We start from the raw sequence: 19,538 nt of genomic DNA, 5'->3' as shown, positions 1-19,538 counted from the left end.
GGATGTGGACATCGTGTTGTACGAGGAGGACTTCGACTTCGATGAGGCCTCGGAGCAGGCGATCGAGGAGAACAACCAGGTCCGCACCATGGTGGGCACGTTGACGAACTGGCTCATGGAGCAGGAGGATCGTCAGCAGAGCGCCTCGCGCCGGCTGCACCTGCATTTCCTGCAGGCTCCGGAGGAGTTCCTGGACGAGGACGGGGACGGCCGGGTGGACGGTCTGCGGATGCGCCGCATGGAGCTCGACGGCTCCGGTGGGGTCCGCCCGACCGACGAGACGGTGGACTACCCGGTGCAGGCGATCTACCGGGCGGTGGGCTATTTCGGGTCCCCGGTGGAGGGGGTGGAGTTCGATGAGGTGCGCGGGGTGATCCCGAACGCGGAGGGCCGGGTGCTGGACGCGGACGGTGCCCCGGTGCCGGGTCTGTATGCCTCGGGGTGGATCAAGCGGGGCCCGGTGGGGTTGATCGGGCACACCAAGGGTGACTCTCTGGAGACGATCACGCATCTGATCGAGGACGAGCCGGGGCTGTGGAGGGCCCAGGAGCCGTCGGAGGAGTCCGTGATCGAGCTGCTCGAGTCCCGAGAGGTCCCGTACACCACGTGGGCCGGTTGGCATGCTCTGGATGAGCATGAGAAGTCCTTGGGTGCGCAGGCGACGGAGGCCGGTCCGGTGGCGCGGGAGCGGGTGAAGGTCGTGGACCGGGAGGAGATGACCCGCATCTCCCGGGAGGGTGTCCTCCTCGGCGCCGAAGGCTGAGTCCTCCCGTCGGGTGGACCCGCGGCGGGGCGCGGGCCACCCCTCGCCCGCGCCGCGGCCCGCTCCCTACCGTGGTGCCCATGACCACCTTCGCCGCAGCCGAACGTGCCCGCCTCGCTGACCTCCTGCTCGAGAAGGGCCCCGACGCGCCCACCCTGTGCGGCGGCTGGAGCACCCGCGACCTCGCCGCCCACCTCTGGCTGCGGGAGAGCCGGCCCGACGCCTTCGCCGCCCTGTTCATCCCGCCGCTGTCCCGCCACCTCGACCGCCTGACCGCGGACACCAAGCGCCGCGACTATGCCGAGGTCGTGCGGGAGTGGGCCGCGGGCCCGTCGGCGCTGAACCCCATGCGGGCGGCGGATAGGCACGTGAACGCGGCCGAGCACTTCATCCACCTCGAGGACGTCCGGCGCGGCGAGTCCGCGGCCAGCGGCTCGCTGCCCGCCCCGCGCTCGTTCTCCCCGGACGAGGAGGACGCCCTCTACCGCTCGCTGCGCCGCATGGCCCCGCTGTTCCTGCGTAAGTCCGCGGCGCCGGTGGTCCTCCAGGGCCCGGGTCGCGCCCCGGTCACCGTCACCCGTGGGGCCGTGGCGCTGCGGGCGCCCGTCACGGTGACCGGCGAGGTCGGGGAGCTCCTCCTCTGGGCCTCGGGCCGGGACGCCGTGCACGTGGAGATCGACGGCGACGCGTCGGCGGCCGTGCGCACCGCCCTCTGACGCGCTCCGGCCCCGCGGCCACGGGCCGGCGCAGCGTCCACTACACTGGCGGGCATAGGCGTCGACCCGGCCATCACCGGCGAGCCTCCGGAAGAACGGGCCGCACGGCCCCAGTAGAACCGGACGGGTAAGCCCGTCACAGCAGTCATCAAGCGGCCGGCACCCCGGGGACCTCCCGACGCCGGCAAGCAAGGTGGTACCGCGTCCGCGGCCGGCCGGAGGGTCGGGCCCTCGGGCGTCCTTGCACGGAACCGACGCCCCGGACGCAAAGGACCCCCGTGTACCCCCTCGCCTCCTCCGCCCCTGACGGCCGCACCCCCGCCTCCCCGCGCTTCCCGGAGATCGAGCGCCGCATCCTGGCGTACTGGGACGAGGACGGCACCTTCCAGGCCTCGATCGACCAGCGTCCCACCCGGAACGAGGACGGCTCGCAGAACGAGTTCGTCTTCTACGACGGCCCGCCCTTCGCCAACGGCCTGCCGCACTACGGCCACCTGCTCACCGGGTACGTCAAGGACCTCGTGGCCCGCTACCAGACGCAGCAGGGCCGCCGCGTGGAGCGCCGCTTCGGCTGGGACACCCACGGCCTGCCCGCCGAGCTCGAGGCGATGAAGCAGCTGGGCATGACGGACAAGTCCGAGATCGAGGCCATGGGCATCGACACGTTCAACGACGCCTGCCGCTCCTCGGTCCTGAAGTACACGGACCAGTGGCAGGACTACGTGACCCGCCAGGCCCGCTGGGTCGACTTCGAGAACGACTACAAGACCCTCACCCCGGACTTCATGGAGTCCGTGATCTGGGCCTTCTCCGAGCTGCACCGCAAGGGCCTGACCTACCGCGGCTTCCGCGTCCTGCCCTACTGCTGGAACGACGAGACCCCGCTGTCCAACCACGAGCTGCGCATGGACGACGACGTCTACAAGATGCGCCAGGACCCCTCGGTCACCGTCACGTTCCCGATCACCGGCCTCCCGGCGGACCCCGCCCTCGTGCCCGACGGCGGCGCCGACGCGGCGCTCGCCGCGCACCTGGCCGGCGTCCACGTCCTGGCCTGGACCACCACGCCCTGGACGCTGCCGACCAACGCGGCCCTCGCCGTCGGCCCCCAGATCCAGTACGCCGTGGTGCCGGCCGGCCCCGAGGGCGCGACCGCGGACGGGGACCGCTTCCTCCTGGCCGTGGACCTCGTGGGCGCCCACGCCAAGGAGCTCGGCTACGCCGACGCCGACGCCGCCCGCGCCGCGGTCACCGAGACGATCCCCGGCGCCCGCCTCGGCGGCCTGGCCTACGCGCCGCTGTTCACGGACGTGTTCGACGTCCACCGCGGGGAGACCTTCACCGTCAACGGCCGTGACCTCGGCGTCGAGGGCGCCCACCGCATCCTCGTGGACGACTACGTCTCCACCGAGGACGGCACCGGCGTGGTCCACCAGGCGCCGGCCTACGGTGAGGACGATCAGCGCGTGTGCGAGGCCAACGGCATCCCCGTGCTGCTCTCCGTGGACTCCGGTGCCCGGTTCCTGCCGCTGTTCGCCCGCGAGGACGTCGGGCGCGGCGACCTGCGCGAGATCGCCGGCGTCCAGGTCTTCGAGGCCAACCGCACGATCATCCGCGCCCTGCGCTCGCTGGGCCGGCTCGCGCGGGAGGCCTCCTACGAGCACTCCTACCCGCACTGCTGGCGGTGCCGCACGCCGCTGATCTACCGCGCGGTGACGTCCTGGTACGTCAAGGTCACCCAGATCAAGGAGCGCATGCTCGAGCTGAACGAGGAGATCACCTGGATCCCCGGCAACGTGAAGCACGGGCAGTTCGGCACGTGGGTCGCCAACGCGCGCGACTGGTCCATCTCCCGCAACCGGTACTGGGGCTCGCCCATCCCGGTGTGGGAGTCCGACCACCCGGACTTCCCCCGCCAGGAGGTCTACGGCTCGCTCGCGGAGATCGAGGAGGCCTTCGGCCGCCTGCCGCGCAACGCCCAGGGCGAGGTGGACCTGCACCGCCCGTGGGTGGACGACCTCACCCGCCCCCACCCGGACCCCGAGGCCGCCGCGGCCGGTGCGGTCATGCGCCGCGTCGAGGACGTGCTGGACGTCTGGTTCGACTCCGGCTCCATGCCGTACGCCCAGGTGCACTACCCGTTCGAGCGCGCGGACTGGTTCCCCACGCACAACCCGGCGGACTTCATCGTGGAGTACATCGGCCAGACGCGCGGCTGGTTCTACACCATGCACATCCTGGCAACCGCCCTGTTCGACCGGCCGGCGTTCTCCAACGTGATCGCGCACGGCATCGTGCTCGGCTCGGACGGGCAGAAGATGTCCAAGTCGCTGCGCAACTACCCGGACGTCACGGAGGTCCTGGACCGCGACGGCGCGGACGCCATGCGCTGGTTCCTCATGGCCAGCCCCATCCTGCGCGGCGGCAACCTGATCGTCACGGAGGAGGGCATCCGCGAGGGCGTCCGCCAGGTGCTGCTGCCGGCGTGGAACGCCTACCACTTCTTCACCCTGTACGCGAACACCGCGCACGACGGCGGCGCCCGCCCCGAGGGGTACCGCGCGCAGGAGCGGCACACCGCAGAGGACCCCCTGGACCAGTACATCCTGGCCGCCACGGGCCGCATGCTGCGGGAGGTCAAGACCAGCCTGGACGCCTACGAGGTCTCGGACGCCACGGACGCGCTGCGCGGCTTCATGGACACCCTGACCAACTGGTACATCCGCCGGTCCCGTGAGCGGTTCTTCGACGAGGACACCGTCGCCTTCGACGTCCTCTACACCGTCCTGGAGGCCTTCGCCCGGGCCGCCGCACCGCTGATGCCGCTGATCGCCGAGGAGATCTGGCGCGGTCTCACGGGCGGCCGCTCGGTCCACCTGACCGACTACCCGGACGCCGACCTGTTCCCGCACGGGCCCGAGGCGGACTCCCTCGTGGCCCGGATGGACGCGGTGCGCCGCATCAGCTCGGCCGGCTCGGCCCTGCGCAAGGGGGCCGGGCGCCGGGTGCGCCTGCCGCTGCCCCGCCTGTCCGTCGTCGTCCCGGACGCGGCGGGCCTCGAGGGCACCTACGCCCGCATCGTGGCGGACGAGCTGAACCTCAAGGACGTCGAGCTCACCGAGCTCTCGGAGGAGGCGATCGCCCGCTACGGCATCGGCACGGAGCTGAAGCTGAACTTCCGCGAGCTCGGCAAGGCGTTCGGCCGGCAGGTGCCGCTCGTGAAGCAGGCGGTCGACGCCGGCGCGTACGAGGAGACGGCCGAGGGCCTGGCGGTCACGCTCGCCGACGGCGAGACCGTGACCCTGGCCCCCGCGCTCTACGAGCTGCGCACCGTCTCCACCGGTGCCCCCGAGGGGACCGCGGTGGGCGTGCTGCCCGGCACCGCCGGCTTCCTCGTGCTGGACACCGAGGTCTCCGCGGAGCTGGCCGCCGAGGGCACCGCCCGGGACGTGGTCCGCGCCGTCCAGGCGGCCCGCAAGGCCGCCGGCCTGGACGTCTCCGACCGCGTGCGCACGCGGATCGAGGGCCCCACCACCGTCGTGGCGGCGCTCGAGGCCCACCGCGGTCTCGTCGCGGAGGAGACCCTCACGGTGGACCTGGAGCTCGTGGACTCCGGCGCGGCCGACCCGCGCAAGGACCCGGCCGACGACGCCATGAAGACCGTGGCCGTCACCGTCGCGAAGGCGGACGCGTGATGCGCGCGGACGCCCCGGGCACGGTCGAGGAGGTCTACCGGGACCTGCTCGCCCGCGCCCCGGAGAACAAGATGCAGCCGCGGCTCGAGCCGATGCGGCGCGTGCTCGCGCTGCTCGGCGACCCGCAGCACGCGGCCCCGGTGATCCACCTGACCGGCACCAACGGCAAGACGTCCACGGCGCGGATGGTCGAGGCTGTCCTGCGCGCCTACGGGCTGCGGACCGGGCGCTACACCTCGCCGCATCTGCAGCGCGTCACGGAGCGGATCAGCATCGACGGCGCCCCGGTGGCCGACGAGACCTTCGTGCGCGTGTGGGGGGAGATCCTCCCGATCGTGCAGACCGTGGACGCGGAGCTCGAAGCCGCGGGCGAGGTCCCGCTGACGTACTTCGAGGCGGTCACCACGCTGGGCTTCGCGGTGTTCGCGGACGAACCCGTCGAGGTCGTCGTCCTCGAGGTGGGCCTCGGGGGCGTGACGGACGCGACCAACGTCGCGGACGCCGTCGTCTCCGTGGTCACCCCCATCTCCCTGGACCACACGGACCTGCTGGGGGAGACCGAGGCCGAGATCGCCGAGGAGAAGGCCGGCATCATCAAGCCCGGCGGCGCCCTCGTCTCCGCCGCCCAGGAGCGCGACGCCGCCCAGGTGCTGCTCGAGGCGGCCCGAGCGGCCGACGTGCCGTTCCGCTTCGAGGGCGTCGAGTTCGGCGTGCTCGAGCGCTCCCTGGCCGTGGGCGGCCAGCAGGTGTCCGTGCGTGGCCTCGCGGCCGAGTACCGGGACCTGTTCCTGCCGCTGCTCGGGGAGCACCAGGCGCAGAACCTCGCGGTGGCCGTGGCGGCCCTGGAGATGTTCCTGGGCGGCGGCGAGCGACCGCTGGACGAGGAGCTGCTGCGCGAGGGGCTGTCCCAGGTCACCTCGCCCGGCCGGCTCGAGGTGCTGCGCACCGCCCCCACGCTCATCGTGGACGCCGCCCACAACCCGGACGGCGTGCGGGCCACGGCCCGCGCGGTGCAGGAGGCGTTCGGCTTCACCCGCCTCTCGCTGGTCGTCGGGATCCTCCAGGAGAAGGACGCGCCGGGCATGCTCGCGGCGCTCTACCGGGCGTTCGGCGACGACGTGGAGGACCTCGCGGTGACGCAGTCCTCCTCGGCCCGCGCCATCCCGGCCGGGGAGCTGGCTCGCATGGCCGTCGACGCCGGCTGGCCCGAGGATGACGTGTACGCCACCGAGTCCGTGCCGGACGCCCTGGAGTGGGCGGTCGGCCGCGCGGAGGCCCTGGAGACGAGTGCGGATGAACTGGCCTCCGGCACCGGCGGCGGCGTGCTCGTGCTCGGCTCGATCACCCTGGCCGCGGAGGTCCGCACCCTCGTGGGCGAGCCCCGCCACGCCGGCCCCGTCACCGTGGCCGCCCGCGGCCTCGACCCCGCCGACCTGCTCGACGCCGTCGGGCTGGCGGACGCCGACGAGGACGATCTGGATCCGGAGATCCTCGAGCTGCTCGAGGACCGCGACGACGCCGGCGCCCGCCGCCGGCCGGAGGAGGACCGATGACCCCCGACCAGCCGGAGACCGGAGGCGCCACGGAGCAGGGGCGCTTCGGCGACGAGTCCTGGCGCCCCGCGCGTGAGACGCGAGCCCAGCGGCAGTGGCGCCCCGGCACTCGTCGGCGCCGCCGCTCCGTGCGCGCCCTGTTCACCTCCACGATCCTCATGCTCGAGGCGGTGCTCATCTTCTTCCTCGGGCTCATGCTGTTCGGCATGCACCGGGACGAGCCGGGCGCCTGGTGGTTCGTGGCGGGCTACTCCGCGCTGGCCGTCGTCGCGGTGTTGACCTGCGCCCTGGTGCGCAGGCCCGTCGGCATCGCGATCGGCTGGGCGATCCAGGCCGTCCTGCTGGCCTCCGGCTTCTGGGAGTACTCGATGTTCGTGGTGGGGGCCCTCTTCGCGCTGACGTGGGCGTACGCCGTGATCAAGGGCGGGGCCATGGACGTCGAGAACGCCCAGCGCGACCGCCTCGAGGCCGCCTGGGAGGCCGAGCACGGACGCTGAGACCCGGGCCCCACTAGGGTGGGGCGGGAACCGGACCGCGCTCGCGGCCGTCCGACGACGCTAGGAGCACACCCCATGACGCACCAGACCGAAGAGACCCTCGTCCTCATCAAGCCGGACGGGGTGGCCCGCAACCTGGTCGGCGAGATCCTCGCGCGCATCGAGCGCAAGGGCTACGTGATCGCCGATCTGAAGATGCTCACGCCCACCCGTGCCATGCTGGAGCGCCACTACGAGGAGCACCAGGGCAAGCCGTTCTTCGAGCCGCTGGTCGCGTTCATGGCCTCCGGCCCCGTGGTGGCCGCGCGCGTCACGGGCGATTCGGTGATCGAGGGGTTCCGCTCGCTGGCCGGCAAGACCGACCCCACCGTGGCCGCCCCGGGCACCATCCGCGGCGACCTGGGCCGGGACTGGGGCGAGGCCGTCCAGAAGAACCTCGTCCACGGTTCGGACTCGACCCTTTCGGCCGAGCGCGAGCTCGCGATCTGGTTCGGCTGAGCCCGTTCCGGGCCCGCACGACGGCGGCCGGTCACCCTGGTGGGGTGACCGGCCGCCGTCGTCGTGCCCGGTGGGGGAGCGCGGGCTCAGTCGATCCCGATGACCCCGAGGCCCAGTTCCAGCAGGATCGAGGCGAACACCAGGACGTAGAGGAGCACGATCACGGGCCAGGCCAGCTCCCGGGCGAGGCGGACGAGACCGGCCGGGGCCGGCAGCGTGCCGGTCTGCAGGTTCCGGGACGTCACGAGCACGAGCTGGGCGATGACCATGGCCCACACGATCATGCAGTAGAGGCAGAGCGTGCCGATGCTGTAGACGGCCGAGTACCAGAGCCACACGCAGAACGCGAAGCCCGCCAGGATCCCCGCGTTCATCAGCAGCCAGTACCAGCGGGCGAAGCGGGCGCCGGCGAGCAGGGACATCCCCACGGTGATGAGCACGGAGAACGCGACCACGCCGATGTACGTGTTCGGGAAGCCGAAGGTGTGGGCCTGCCACGACTGCATCACCTGGCCGCAGGACACCCACGGGTTGAGGTCGCAGGACGTGCGGTGCGTCGGGTCCGCGGTGAGGAGGGCGCGCTCGACGATGATGATGATGGTGGCCGTCAGCGCCACGAGCGAGGTGATCAGGAGCAGCGCCGCCGTGCCCGCGGGCCGGGCGTACCAGGTGAGCCGGGCCTCCTCGGCGGGGATGTCGTCGGCGGGGGAGAGGCGGATGTCGTCCGTCAGCGGGGTCGCAGGCATGGACACGATTCTAGGCGCGTGCCCGGGGCGGATGTGAGAGAATCGGCCCTGGCCGTCCCGTGGCCACACCGCGGGGCAGCCCGCTGCGCGCCCGACGTCGGGCCGCCGCCGAGGCGCCCCCGCGTCGAGCATCGTGCGGGAGGTGGACGCCGGGCTTCGCCCGTGCGCGTCCGTGCGCCGGCCGGCGGACGGCACGTGACGCCCAGGCCCCGATCTCGAGGGCGCAGCGGTTCCGCGCCGGGCCCTGACGGTCGACGCGGTCCACCCGATGACTTCTCGGAGTCCGCCTCCCGGCGCACCCGTGGCGCACGGCGCCCGGGGCAACGCGGCCGGCGGCGGACGCGGACACGCCGGGCGGCGGCGAGTGTGGCGTCGTCGGTCGGCGGGAGGTGCTGCCATGGCGGCCAACAACGAGGACACGACCCGCGCAGACGAACGCGTGGAGGAGACGGCCGAGCAGGCCGTGACGCAGACCGCGGCGGACACCGCCGCCGGGGCGGTTCAGCCGGAGCGGACCCCCGCGTCCGACGACGCCGCGGACGCGCCCGAGGAGCCGAGCGCGCCGACGCTGCAGGTCGACCCGACCGACCCGTTCGCCGTGCCGGCGAACCTGATCGAGGTCCTGCGCACCGAGACCACGTCCCGGCAGCGCTCCGAGGACGAGGACGCCGGAGAGTCCGAGGACCGGGCCGAGGGCGCCGTGGTCTCCCGCCGGCGCCGCCGACGCCGCCGCGGCGAGGTGGACATGGAGCTCGACGGCGGCGAGGCCGGCGATCCCGAGCACACCGTCACCCGCGTGCGCGCGCCGCGCCAGGCCGTGAGCACCGCCTCGGACACCGTCCAGAGCGTCAAGGGCTCCACCCGGCTCGAGGCGAAGCGCCAGCGCCGCCGCGACTCCCGCTCGGGCGGGCGTCGCCGCACCGTGATCACCGAGGCCGAGTTCCTGGCCCGCCGCGAGGCCGTGGACCGCAAGATGCTGGTGCGCCAGCGCGACCAGCGCATCCAGATCGCCGTGCTCGAGGACGGCGTGCTGGCCGAGCACTTCGTCTCGCACACCACGCAGGACTCGATGATCGGCAACGTGTACCTGGGCAAGGTCCAGAACGTGCTGCCGTCCATGGAGGCCGCGTTCGTGGACATCGGCCGCGGACGCAACGCCGTGCTCTACGCGGGCGAGGTCAACTGGGACGCCGCCCAGCTGGACGGCAAGCCGAGGAAGATCGAGAACGCGCTCAAGTCCGGCGACACCGTGCTCGTCCAGGTCACCAAGGACCCGGTGGGCCACAAGGGCGCCCGTCTGACCAGCCAGGTCTCCCTGCCCGGCCGCTACCTCGTGTACGTGCCGGGAGGCTCGATGACCGGCATCTCCCGCAAGCTGCCGGACGTGGAGCGCTCGCGTCTGAAGAAGATCCTCAAGGACCACCTGCCGCAGGACGCCGGCGTGATCGTGCGCACCGCGGCCGAGGGCACCTCCGAGCAGGAGCTGCAGAACGACATCAACCGTCTGCGCGCCCAGTGGGAGGGCATCCAGGAGAAGGCGTCCGGCACCAAGGTGCTCGCCCCCGAGCTGCTCTACGCCGAGCCGGACCTGACCATCAAGACGGTCCGCGACGTCTTCAACGAGGACTTCTCCGCCATGCTCGTGCAGGGCGAGGCCACGTGGGACAACATCGAGGCCTACGTGACCTACGTGGCCCCGCACCTGCTGGACCGGTTGCACCACTGGGTGCCGGAGGACCACGACGGCGAGGACCTGTACGCCACCCACCGCGTGGACGAGCAGCTCCACAAGGCGCTCGAGCGCAAGGTGTACCTGCCCTCCGGCGGCTCGCTCGTGATCGACCGCACCGAGGCCATGACCGTGGTGGACGTGAACACCGGCAAGTTCACGGGCTCCGGCGGCAACCTCGAGGAGACCGTCACCAAGAACAACCTCGAGGCCGCCGAGGAGATCGTCCGGCAGCTGCGCCTGCGGGACATCGGCGGCATCATCGTCATCGACTTCATCGACATGGTGCTCGAGGCCAACCGCGACCTCGTGCTGCGCCGTCTCGTGGAGTGCCTGGGCCGGGACCGCACGAAGCACCAGGTCGCCGAGGTGACCTCGCTCGGCCTGGTCCAGATGACGCGCAAGCGCATGGGCACCGGGCTCGTGGAGGTGTTCTCGGAGACCTGCGAGCACTGCGCCGGCCGCGGCATCATCATCAAGGACACCCCCGTCGAGCGGGGCCGCTCCGGCGGTGAGCAGCGCGGCGAAGCGGAGGGCCGCCGTCGTCGCCGGCGCCGGGGCGACGGCGAGGGCGAGCACGCCCACGCCGCCGCGGCCACGACGACGGGCGCCGAGCACGTCGACTCCGAGGACGAGCGGCAGCGCCGTGAGCGGGCCGAGGCCGCCCGGGTCGCCCTGCACTCGATCGCGAAGGCCTCCGGCAAGGTGGCCGAGGACGAGACCCCCGCGCAGGAGCCCGCCCCCGCCGAGCAGGCGGCGGACGCCGCCGAGGACTCAGTGGCCGAGGCCGTCGAGGCTGCGTCGGCCGGGCCCGCGAAGGCCGGGCAGCCGGCCGGGGCGGACGAGGAGGAGACGCCGCGTCGCCGGCGCCGTCGGGGCCGCCGCCGCGGCCGGGGCCGCACCGAGGAGTCGGGGGACACCGGCGCCGAGGTCGCGGGCTCTGAGGATGCCGCGCGGTCACACGACGACGGCCCCGCCGAGTCCGCCGATCAGCCCCGTCAGACGGAGGAGGAGGCCGAGCCGGCCGCCGCCGAGGCCCCCGAGCACCAGGACCCGGTCGCGCAGGCCGAGGAGGCCGAGTCCCCGGAGGACGCGGACGCGCAGGACGACCGTCCCCGCCGGTCCCGGCGTCGTCGGGGTGGCCGTGGGCGGTCCCGGCGGGACGGCGAGGCGGCCTCGACCGAGACCGACGCCGAGGACCAGGGCGCGGAGCGCGCGACGCCGTCGCGGCACGACGCCGCGGACGCCGAGTCCTCGGCGGCCGCGCCCGCGGAGGACGCATCGGAGCCGGTCGAGGATGCCTCGGCGCCCGTGCCCGCCGAGGATGCCCTGGCGCCCCGGCGCCGCCGGTCCCGCCGGGCCTCGAGCGACGGCGTCGTCCGTCCGGCCGCCGGTGCGGACGCGTCCGCCGAGCGGACGGCCGACCGCACGGACGCGGCTCCGGTGGAGGCCACCGAGCCCTCGCCCGAGGAGTCCACGGACGCCACCGAGGTCCACGAGCAGCCCGCCGCCCCGGCCGCCGTCGAGGAGGCCGTGATGGTGGAGCCTGCGGCGACCGAGCCGACGGCGGAGCCCACGGCGGACGCGGACCAGGCGTCCGCCGCGGACGCCCCGACCGAGGCCCAGGCGGCCCCGGCGCCCGGATCGCCGCGCCGGCGCTCGCGTCGTGCCGTGTCGTCCGACGGCGTCCACGTCCAGGTCCAGGCCGCGCCCAGCGGCGCCCAGGGCGGCCGCTTCACGGCGGCCGTGGCCGAGGCGTCCACCCCCGCCGAGCCGCAGGGTGCCGCCCCGGTGATGCTCGGCGTCGGCGTGAAGGCCGCCGACCTGGCCCGTCGCGGCCGCTGACCGTCGTCGGTGCCGCCGCCCCGGGCCTGCCCCGGGCGGCGGCGACGCGCCGACACGCCTCTGTTTGGTCCGGATGCCCGGCAGCGAGTATGCTGGACCATCGGTGTTCACCGCCCGCACGCTCCCGCATGTCCCGGTGAGGGACCGCCGGACCCGGACGCAGCCGCGGTCGAGGTGCGGGCGAGCAGAACCCGATCTGATCCATTGAAACGTCGAGAGAAGTGAGTCCCAAGTGGTGTACGCGATTGTCCGCGCTGGCGGCCGCCAGGAGAAGGTTTCCGTCGGAGACCTCGTTACCCTTGACCGCGTTCCCGCTGAGACCGGTGGCTCCGTCGAGCTGCCCGCTCTGATGCTGGTGGACGGGGACGAGGTCAAGGCTGGCGCCGATGCCGCCGGTGTGAAGGTGACCGCCGAGGTCGTCTCCCACTCCCGTGGCAAGAAGGTCGTCATCATGAAGTACAAGAACAAGACCGGCTACAAGAAGCGCCAGGGCCACCGCTCTGAGCTGTCCACGGTCAAGATCACCGGGATCGCCTGAGCCGTCACCGGCACCGGCGAAACCGAGCATCCGAGAGGTTAGGCAACAGCAATGGCACATAAGAAGGCCGGCAGTTCCTCGAAGAACGGCCGCGACTCGAACCCGCAGTACCTCGGCGTCAAGCGCTACGGCGGCGAGGACGTCAACGCCGGCGAGATCATCGTCCGCCAGCGTGGCACCAAGTTCCACCCGGGCCGCAACGTCGGCCGCGGCAAGGACGACACCCTCTTCGCGCTGTCCGCGGGCTCCGTGGCCTTCGGCCAGCGCCGCGGCCGCAAGGTCGTGGACATCGTCCCCGCCGCGGAGTGATCTGACACTCGTGCGGTCTGCGTGCGGACCCTCGCCCGGCGAGGACACCCGCACCCCCTGACGCCCCGGCGGGGGGGGGGCCGGCATCCACCGGCCCCGCCCCCGCCGTCGGCGTCTCCGGCCCCTGGGCCGTCTGAGTCCGATCCCTCCAGCCCCTAGGAGCACTCCCATGGCAGCCTTCGTGGACCGCGTGGTCCTCCACCTCACCGCCGGCAACGGCGGGCACGGGTGCGTCTCCGTGCATCGCGAGAAGTTCAAGCCCCTGGGTGGCCCCGACGGCGGCGACGGGGGCGACGGCGGCGACATCACCCTCGTGGTGGACTCGCAGACCACCACGCTGCTGGACTACCACCACGCCCCGCACCGGTCCGCTGAGAACGGCCAGCCGGGCATGGGCGACCACCGCGAGGGCAAGAAAGGCCAGTCGCTCGTGCTGCCCGTGCCGGACGGCACGGTGGTCAAGGATGAGCAGGGCAACATCGTGGCCGATCTCGTGGGGGAGGGCGCGACCTACGTCGCCGCCGCCGGCGGTCAGGGCGGCCTCGGCAACGCGGCTCTGGCCTCCGTGAAGCGCAAGGCGCCCGGCTTCGCGCTGCTCGGCCTGCCGGGGGAGAGCCGGGACCTGACGCTCGAGATCAAGACCGTGGCGGACGTCGCGCTCGTGGGCTTCCCCTCGGCCGGCAAGTCCTCCCTCATCGCTGCCCTGTCTGCGGCCCGTCCCAAGATCGCGGACTACCCGTTCACCACGCTCGTGCCCAACCTCGGGGTCGTGCAGGCCGGCGACGTGCGCTTCACCGTGGCCGACGTCCCGGGCCTGATCCCCGGTGCCTCGGAGGGCCGCGGCCTCGGCCTGGAGTTCCTGCGCCACGTCGAGCGCTGCGCCGCGCTCGTGCACGTCCTCGACTGCGGCAGCCTCGAGTCCGACCGCGACCCGATCGCCGACTTCGAGGCCATCGAGGCCGAGCTCGAGGCCTACGCGGTGGAGCCCGTCTTCTCCCAGGGCGGGGAGGGCGTCGTACCGCTGAACGAGCGGCCCCGCCTCATCGCCCTGAACAAGACCGACCTGCCCGACGGCGCCGCGATGGCGGACATGGTCCGCGACGAGCTCGAGGGCCGTGGCCTGCGGGTCTTCGACATCTCCGCGCTGGCCCGCGAGGGCCTGGACGCCCTCAAGTACGCCATGGCCGAGCTCGTGGCGGAGGCCCGTTCCCGGGTGGTCGAGCCCGCGCCGGCCGCGCCCGTCGAGGTGCCGCGCCGGCATCGCCGCCGTGGCGAGCGGGCCGAATTCACGATCCGCCGCGAGGAACGCAACCTCGAGCCGCTGTTCCGCGTGCGCGGCGAGAAGCCCGAGCGGTGGGTCGCCCAGACGGACTTCCAGAACGACGAGGCGATCGGCTACCTTGCGGACCGGCTCCAGCGGGCCGGCGTCGAGGACGGCCTGTTCAAGGCCGGTGCGAGGCCGGGCGACGCCGTCGTGATCGGCGACGACGTCACGGGCGTGGTCTTCCACTGGGAGCCCACGCTGTCCGCGGGAGCCGAGCTGCTCGCCGGGCCCCGTGGCACCGACCTGCGGCTCGACGAGCGCACCCGCGCGACCCGCGCGGAGAAGCGCGCCGAGCAGGATGCCCGCCGGGCCGCCCGTGCGGCGACCCGGGCCGAGATGGAGGCCGAGCGACGCTCCGGCCTGTGGACCGACACCGACGATCGAGAGGGATGATCCATGTCCGTGCGGCGCACCGTCGTCACCCGCTATCCGACCCCCGCCACGCGCGGCTCTGAGGACCCGCGGGCCAACCCCGTGACCTCGCGGGAGACGATGCAGGCCGCACGCCGAGTGGTCGTGAAGATCGGCTCGTCCTCGTTGACCACCCCGGACGGCCTGGACGTGGAGGCCATCGACCGGCTCGTGGACGTCCTCGCCGCCGAGCGGCAGAAGGGCACCCAGGTGGTGCTCGTGTCCTCCGGTGCCGTCGCGGCCGGCTTCCCCCACCTCGGGCTGGGCCGACGCCCCAAGGACACCGCCACCCAGCAGGCCTCGGCGGCGGTCGGCCAGAGCAAGCTCATGGCGCACTACACCACGAGCTTCGGCCGGCACGACACGGAGGTGGCGCAGGTGCTCCTCACCGCCGAGGAGCTCATGCGGCGCACCCAGTACACGAACGCGCACCGCGCCCTGTCGCGGCTGCTCACGCTCGACGTGATGCCGATCGTGAACGAGAACGACGCCGTGGCCACGCGCGAGATCCGCTTCGGCGACAACGACCGCCTCGCGGCCCTCACCGCCAACCTCTGCAAGGCGGACCTGCTGGTCCTGCTCTCGGACGTGGACGCCCTCTACACGGGCCACCCCTCGAACCCGGACGCACGGCGCATCCCGGAGGTCACCTCGGACGACGATCTGGCCGGCGTCGACGTGCGCGTGCCCGGTTCCGCGGGCGTGGGCACGGGCGGCATGGTGACCAAGGTGGACGCGGCCGGCATCGCGGCCACCACCGGCATCCCGACCCTGCTCACCTCGGCCGCGAACGCGGGCGCCGCGTTCGCGGGGGAGGACGTGGGCACGTGGTTCTCCGCCACCGGCCGCCGCCGGTCCGCGCGCGCGGCGTGGCTCGGCCTCACGGCGGAGGTCCGGGGCCGGCTCGTCATCGACGACGGCGCGGTGGCCGGGGCGATCGACCGCGGCCGCTCCCTGCTGGCCGCGGGCATCACCGGCTGCACGGGCGACTTCACGCCGGGCGACGTCGTCGAGATCGTGGACGCGCACGGCCGGGTGCGGGCGCGCGGCCTCGTGCAGTACTCCTCGTCGCAGCTGCCCGCCATGCTCGGGCGGACGACCGCCGACCTCCGCGAGGACCTGGGCGCGGGCTACGACGGCGTCGTCGTGCACGCCGACGACTGGGTGCGCCTGGCTCCGCCGCAGCGCTGACCGGCACGGGCTCCGGCCGCGGCGACGGACCGGGGCCTCGTGCCTCGTCCGGGGCGCTCGATAGGCTGGGGGCATGCAGACCACCGAGAGCACCGCACCCCAGGATCAGTCCGGCCGCCAGGACGCCGAGGCGCCGACGCCCGAGGTCGAGGAGGCCGTCCGCCAACGGGCCGAGTGGGCGCGTCAGGCCGTGCCCGAGCTGGCCACCGCCGGCCGCGTCCGCAAGGACGCCGTCCTGCGCCACATGGCCGAGGCCCTGCGCGCCAACGCGGCCGCGATCATCACGGCCAACCGCGAGGACCGCAGCCGCGGCCGCGAGGCCGGCACCTCGGCGGCCATGCTGGACCGCCTCAAGCTGGACGAGGCGCGCGTCGAGGCGCTGGCCCTCGCCCTGGAGACCCTGGCCGGCCTGCCGGACCCCGTGGGCACCGTGGTCCGCGGCGGCCCGCTGCCCAACGGCGTGCGGATGAGCCAGGTGCGGGTGCCCCTGGGCGTCGTGGGCGCCGTGTACGAGGCCCGTCCGAACGTCACGGTGGACATCGCCGGCATCGCCCTGAAGTCGGGCAACGGCGTGATCCTGCGCGGCGGCTCGGCCGCGGAGTCCACCAATGCGGTCCTGATCCAGGTGCTGCGGGAGGCGCTCGTGGACCAGGGCTTCGACCCCAACATCATCCAGGGCATCGACGACCTCGGACGTCCTGGCGTCGCCGCCCTGATGGCCGCCCGTGGCGCGGTGGACGTCCTCGTCCCGCGCGGCGGCCGTGAGCTGATCCAGCGCGTGGTCCGTGAGGCCCGGGTGCCCGTGATCGAGACGGGTGAGGGCAACGTGCACCTGTACGTGGACGCCTCCGCACCCAAGCAGATGGCGGTGGACATCGTGCTCAACTCGAAGACCCACCGCACCTCCGTGTGCAATGCGGCCGAGACCCTGCTGCTCCACCGGGACGCGGAGGAGGTGGGCCGAGAAGTGCTGCGCGCCCTCACCCGTGCCGGCGTGCTGCTGCACGTGGACGAGGCCGCGCGGGCCTGGCTGCCCACGCTCGCCGACCGCGGCGACCACGCCCGGGACGCCGTGGACGCCACCGAGGAGGACTGGGGCACCGAGTACCTGGACATGGAGATGGCCGTGCGCGTCGTGGACTCCCTCGACCAGGCGATCGAGCACATCGGCCGGTGGTCCACGGGCCACACCGAGGCCATCGTCACGAACGACCTGGCCGCGGCCGAGCGGTTCATCACCGAGGTGGACGCCGCGGCCGTCATCGTGAACGCGTCCACGCGCTTCACCGACGGCGGCGAGCTCGGCCTCGGCGCCGAAGTGGGCATCTCCACCCAGAAGATGCACGCCCGCGGGCCCATGGGCCTGGAGGAGCTCACGACCACCAAGTGGATCCTGCGCGGCGACGGGCAGATCCGCCGCTGAGCCGGGCTACGATGGACACCAGGACCCCTTCGGCCCGGCCCCGGCCCGGCCGTCTGACCCGCTGCACCGAGGAGCATCCATGCTGAACACCTCCCTGATCCTGGCCGCCGCCGAGGAGGGCCACCACGTCGTCAACGAGCTGCCGATGGACCCCATCTGGTACGGCCTGCTCGTCTTCGCGCTGCTGATGGCCGCCCTGGCCGCCACCATGTCCATGCGCTCCCGCGCGCTGCGCCTGCCCGAGCCCACCACCGCGGTCCAGCACCACGGCACCGGCCGCGGCTCGCACACCTCCGGTCACTGACGTCTCACCGGCCCGCCGCGTCGCCGCCTCCGCCGGGGGCGACGCGGCGGGCCGTCCGTTCGTCTCCTGAGCGCATGACCGTCGCCTCCCGCACACCCGTCCCCGCGCCCACCGCCGGGGGCGCGCACCGTCGTCGCCTCGGCATCATGGGCGGCACCTTCGACCCGATCCACCACGGGCACCTCGTGGCCGCCTCCGAGGTGGCCGCCGAGTTCGAGCTGGACGAGGTCGTCTTCGTCCCCACGGGCCAGCCGTGGCAGAAGTCGGACCGGCAGGTCTCCCCGGCCGAGGACCGCTACCTCATGACCGTGGTGGCCACCGCCTCCAACCCCCGGTTCACCGTCTCCCGCGTGGACATCGACCGCCCCGGCGTGACCTACACCGTGGACACGCTGCGGGACCTGCGCCGCCTGCACCCGGACGCCGAGCTGTTCTTCATCACCGGCGCGGACGCCATGGGCCAGATCCTCACGTGGAAGGACGTGGACGAACTCTGGGACCTGGCGCACTTCGTCGGTGTCACCCGTCCCGGCCACGACCTCTCGGACATGGGCCTGGGCGCCGACGTCTCCCTGATGGAGATCCCCGCCATGGCGATCTCCTCCACGGACTGCCGGGAGCGCGTCCGCCGGGGCCGGCCCGTCTGGTATCTCGTCCCGGACGGCGTCGTCCAATACATCGCCAAGCACCACCTCTACGTCTCGGAAGAGGAGACCTCGTGACCGTTCCCCAGACCACCCTGGACGCCCTCACCACCGCCGCGGCCGCCGCCGCGGACAAGCTCGGCACGCACATCGTCGCGTTCGACGTCGCCGAGCGGCTCGGCCTCACCGACGCCTTCCTGATCGCCTCCGGCGCCTCGGAGCGTCAGGTCAACGCGATCGTCGACGGCGTCGAGGAGGCGCTGCTGAAGGACGAGCAGCTCAAGCCGTTGCGTCGCGAGGGCCGGTCCGACGGCCACTGGGTGCTGCTCGACTACGGACACTTCGTGGTGCACGTCCAGCATCGCGAGGACCGCGAGTTCTACGCGCTGGACCGCCTGTGGAAGGACACCCCGGCGATCGACCTCGGCCTGCCGGAGGAGAGCACCCGACCGGACGCGGCCGCCCAGGACGACGGCGCCTCCGCCTCGCACGCCTCCTGAGCGGGCCGGGAGATGCGCCTGATCCTGCTGCGACACGGCGAGACCGACTGGAACGCCCTGGACCGGTACCAGGGGCACACGGACATCGAGCTGAACGCCGAGGGGGAGGGCCAGGCGCGTCGCGCCGCCGGCGGGCCCGTGGGCGACCTGATCGAGGACGCGGAGGAGCTCGTGGCCGTGTGCTCCCCGCTGGCCCGGGCGCGGCGCACGGCCGAGATCGTCCTCCAAGCCCGGGTGGGCGCGGCGTCCGTGGCCGTCGACCCGGAGCTGATGGAGCTGGCCGGGGGAGAGTGGGAGGGCCTGGAGCTCAGTTCCATCGCGGAACGCTGGCCGGACGAGCACCGCCTCTGGCGGCCCGAGCCGGCTCTCGACGCCGGCCCCGTGGGCGGGGAGACCCTGCGCGGGGGCGGCGAGCGGGCCCTGCGTGCGCTGCGCGGACACGTGCCCCCGCACTGGGCAGACACTCCGCGCGACGGTGGTGCCCAGACTCTGCTCGTCGTGGCCCACGGTGCGCTGATCCGCGCGGCCACGGGGCTGCTCCTGCGTCACGAGGGCGAGGCCTTCGCGGCGATGGAACGGATCGGCAACGCTCGCGCCGCCGTGCTGCAGGGCGCGTTCACTGCCGACACCGGGGCCGAGGGCTGGGGCGACTGGACCTTCGAGGGCTACAACATCTGAGGGCGCCTCGGCCCGGACGCCGATTTGGTGCCCGCGCGGGGACCGTGTACGCTGGTCGAGTTGCCAGCGAGGCGAACGGGCCGGAAACGGCGCGTGAACATCGCGGGCGACGCCCACATCTGGGGGTATGGCGCAGTTGGTAGCGCGTCTGCATGGCATGCAGAAGGTCAGGGG

Annotated in this window: 16 protein-coding genes and 2 pseudogenes; 16 read left to right on the top strand and 2 right to left on the bottom strand. The window is 73.3% G+C overall.

Annotation, left to right across the window (positions count from 1 at the left end; translation table 11 throughout):
- The 4 genes and pseudogenes from NR073_RS10745 to NR073_RS10730 all read left to right on the top strand — a co-directional run.
- Positions 1-763 (top strand): annotated as a pseudogene (locus NR073_RS10745) (pyridine nucleotide-disulfide oxidoreductase); the annotation flags it as partial.
- 80 nt (positions 764-843) lie between these two features.
- Positions 844-1,479, top strand: coding sequence for a TIGR03085 family metal-binding protein (locus NR073_RS10740; protein ID WP_044659087.1), 636 nt, complete (start codon positions 844-846; stop codon positions 1,477-1,479).
- A gap of 278 nt (positions 1,480-1,757) precedes the next feature.
- Positions 1,758-5,174: an isoleucine--tRNA ligase gene (gene ileS / locus NR073_RS10735; protein WP_256748830.1), complete on the top strand. Its 3,417-nt coding sequence runs from the start codon at positions 1,758-1,760 to the stop codon at positions 5,172-5,174.
- Positions 5,174-6,727, top strand: a complete 1,554-nt coding sequence (locus tag NR073_RS10730) for a folylpolyglutamate synthase/dihydrofolate synthase family protein (RefSeq protein WP_060973659.1) — start codon at positions 5,174-5,176, stop codon at positions 6,725-6,727. The genes ileS and NR073_RS10730 overlap by 1 nt, the downstream gene beginning before the upstream one ends.
- Positions 6,728-6,842: 115 nt before the next feature.
- Here NR073_RS10730 and NR073_RS11380 read toward each other — a convergent pair.
- Positions 6,843-6,887 (bottom strand): annotated as a pseudogene (locus tag NR073_RS11380) (hypothetical protein); the annotation flags it as partial.
- Between NR073_RS11380 and NR073_RS10725 the strand changes: the two are divergent.
- Together NR073_RS10725 and ndk are read left to right on the top strand one after the other, a co-directional pair.
- Complete coding sequence (locus NR073_RS10725) at positions 6,880-7,224, top strand: DUF4233 domain-containing protein (protein ID WP_354403124.1); 345 nt, start codon at positions 6,880-6,882, stop codon at positions 7,222-7,224. The pseudogene NR073_RS11380 and the gene NR073_RS10725 sit on opposite strands and share 8 nt — an antisense overlap.
- 75 nt (positions 7,225-7,299) lie before the next feature.
- Entirely contained in the window at positions 7,300-7,722 is a 423-nt protein-coding gene (gene ndk, locus NR073_RS10720) for a nucleoside-diphosphate kinase (RefSeq protein ID WP_044659083.1), read from the top strand.
- A gap of 86 nt (positions 7,723-7,808) precedes the next feature.
- On the opposite strand, the gene NR073_RS10715 is transcribed toward ndk, so the two are convergent.
- Complete coding sequence (locus NR073_RS10715) at positions 7,809-8,468, bottom strand: vitamin K epoxide reductase family protein (protein WP_044659082.1); 660 nt, start codon at positions 8,466-8,468, stop codon at positions 7,809-7,811.
- A 268-nt stretch (positions 8,469-8,736) separates the two neighbouring features.
- Between NR073_RS10715 and NR073_RS10710 the strand changes: the two genes are divergently transcribed.
- The 10 genes from NR073_RS10710 to NR073_RS10665 all read left to right on the top strand — a co-directional run bounded on the left by NR073_RS10710 (position 8,737) and on the right by NR073_RS10665 (position 19,364).
- Positions 8,737-12,042, top strand: coding sequence for an Rne/Rng family ribonuclease (locus NR073_RS10710; RefSeq protein ID WP_372970639.1), 3,306 nt, complete (start codon positions 8,737-8,739; stop codon positions 12,040-12,042).
- 232 nt (positions 12,043-12,274) lie between these two features.
- Positions 12,275-12,580, top strand: a complete 306-nt coding sequence (gene rplU, locus NR073_RS10705; RefSeq protein WP_002853919.1) for a 50S ribosomal protein L21 — start codon at positions 12,275-12,277, stop codon at positions 12,578-12,580.
- 51 nt (positions 12,581-12,631) lie between these two features.
- Entirely contained in the window at positions 12,632-12,889 is a 258-nt protein-coding gene (gene rpmA / locus NR073_RS10700) for a 50S ribosomal protein L27 (RefSeq protein WP_002853915.1), read from the top strand.
- A 169-nt stretch (positions 12,890-13,058) separates the two neighbouring features.
- A complete protein-coding gene (gene obgE, locus NR073_RS10695; protein WP_256748828.1) occupies positions 13,059-14,606 on the top strand; it encodes a GTPase ObgE in 1,548 nt (515 codons plus the stop codon).
- Between the two features lie 3 nt (positions 14,607-14,609).
- Entirely contained in the window at positions 14,610-15,815 is a 1,206-nt protein-coding gene (gene proB / locus NR073_RS10690) for a glutamate 5-kinase (RefSeq protein ID WP_036316929.1), read from the top strand.
- Between the two features lie 73 nt (positions 15,816-15,888).
- A complete protein-coding gene (locus tag NR073_RS10685; protein WP_036316932.1) occupies positions 15,889-17,238 on the top strand; it encodes a glutamate-5-semialdehyde dehydrogenase in 1,350 nt (449 codons plus the stop codon).
- 79 nt (positions 17,239-17,317) lie between these two features.
- Positions 17,318-17,542, top strand: coding sequence for a hypothetical protein (locus tag NR073_RS10680; RefSeq protein ID WP_036316935.1), 225 nt, complete (start codon positions 17,318-17,320; stop codon positions 17,540-17,542).
- Between the two features lie 74 nt (positions 17,543-17,616).
- Positions 17,617-18,264, top strand: coding sequence for a nicotinate-nucleotide adenylyltransferase (gene nadD, locus NR073_RS10675; RefSeq protein WP_036316939.1), 648 nt, complete (start codon positions 17,617-17,619; stop codon positions 18,262-18,264).
- Entirely contained in the window at positions 18,261-18,686 is a 426-nt protein-coding gene (rsfS, locus tag NR073_RS10670) for a ribosome silencing factor (RefSeq protein WP_002853902.1), read from the top strand. Before nadD ends, rsfS begins: the two co-directional genes overlap by 4 nt.
- 12 nt (positions 18,687-18,698) lie before the next feature.
- The gene (locus tag NR073_RS10665) at positions 18,699-19,364 is read left to right on the top strand and encodes a histidine phosphatase family protein (RefSeq protein ID WP_036316944.1); all 666 of its coding nucleotides are present in this window, start codon (positions 18,699-18,701) and stop codon (positions 19,362-19,364) included.
- Positions 19,365-19,538: the final 174 nt, after the last annotated feature.

Source organism: Micrococcus sp. Mcc28 (assembly GCF_024519775.1).
Taxonomy (GTDB): domain Bacteria; phylum Actinomycetota; class Actinomycetes; order Actinomycetales; family Micrococcaceae; genus Micrococcus; species Micrococcus luteus.
Note: the sequence above shows the minus strand (reverse complement) of the source record. Positions and strands in the feature narration are given on the sequence as shown.

Bases quoted from the DNA above. Each gene is read 5' to 3' on its own strand.
- NR073_RS10740 (WP_044659087.1), top strand. From the start codon at position 844: ATGACCACCTTCGCCGCAGCCGAACGTGCCCGCCTCGCTGACCTCCTG.
- NR073_RS10730 (WP_060973659.1), top strand. From the start codon at position 5,174: ATGCGCGCGGACGCCCCGGGCACGGTCGAGGAGGTCTACCGGGACCTG.
- ndk (WP_044659083.1), top strand. From the start codon at position 7,300: ATGACGCACCAGACCGAAGAGACCCTCGTCCTCATCAAGCCGGACGGG.
- NR073_RS10715 (WP_044659082.1), bottom strand. From the start codon at position 8,468: ATGCCTGCGACCCCGCTGACGGACGACATCCGCCTCTCCCCCGCCGAC.
- NR073_RS10710 (WP_372970639.1), top strand. From the start codon at position 8,737: ATGACTTCTCGGAGTCCGCCTCCCGGCGCACCCGTGGCGCACGGCGCC.
- rpmA (WP_002853915.1), top strand. From the start codon at position 12,632: ATGGCACATAAGAAGGCCGGCAGTTCCTCGAAGAACGGCCGCGACTCG.
- obgE (WP_256748828.1), top strand. From the start codon at position 13,059: ATGGCAGCCTTCGTGGACCGCGTGGTCCTCCACCTCACCGCCGGCAAC.
- proB (WP_036316929.1), top strand. From the start codon at position 14,610: ATGTCCGTGCGGCGCACCGTCGTCACCCGCTATCCGACCCCCGCCACG.
- NR073_RS10685 (WP_036316932.1), top strand. From the start codon at position 15,889: ATGCAGACCACCGAGAGCACCGCACCCCAGGATCAGTCCGGCCGCCAG.
- NR073_RS10680 (WP_036316935.1), top strand. From the start codon at position 17,318: ATGCTGAACACCTCCCTGATCCTGGCCGCCGCCGAGGAGGGCCACCAC.
- nadD (WP_036316939.1), top strand. From the start codon at position 17,617: ATGACCGTCGCCTCCCGCACACCCGTCCCCGCGCCCACCGCCGGGGGC.
- NR073_RS10665 (WP_036316944.1), top strand. From the start codon at position 18,699: ATGCGCCTGATCCTGCTGCGACACGGCGAGACCGACTGGAACGCCCTG.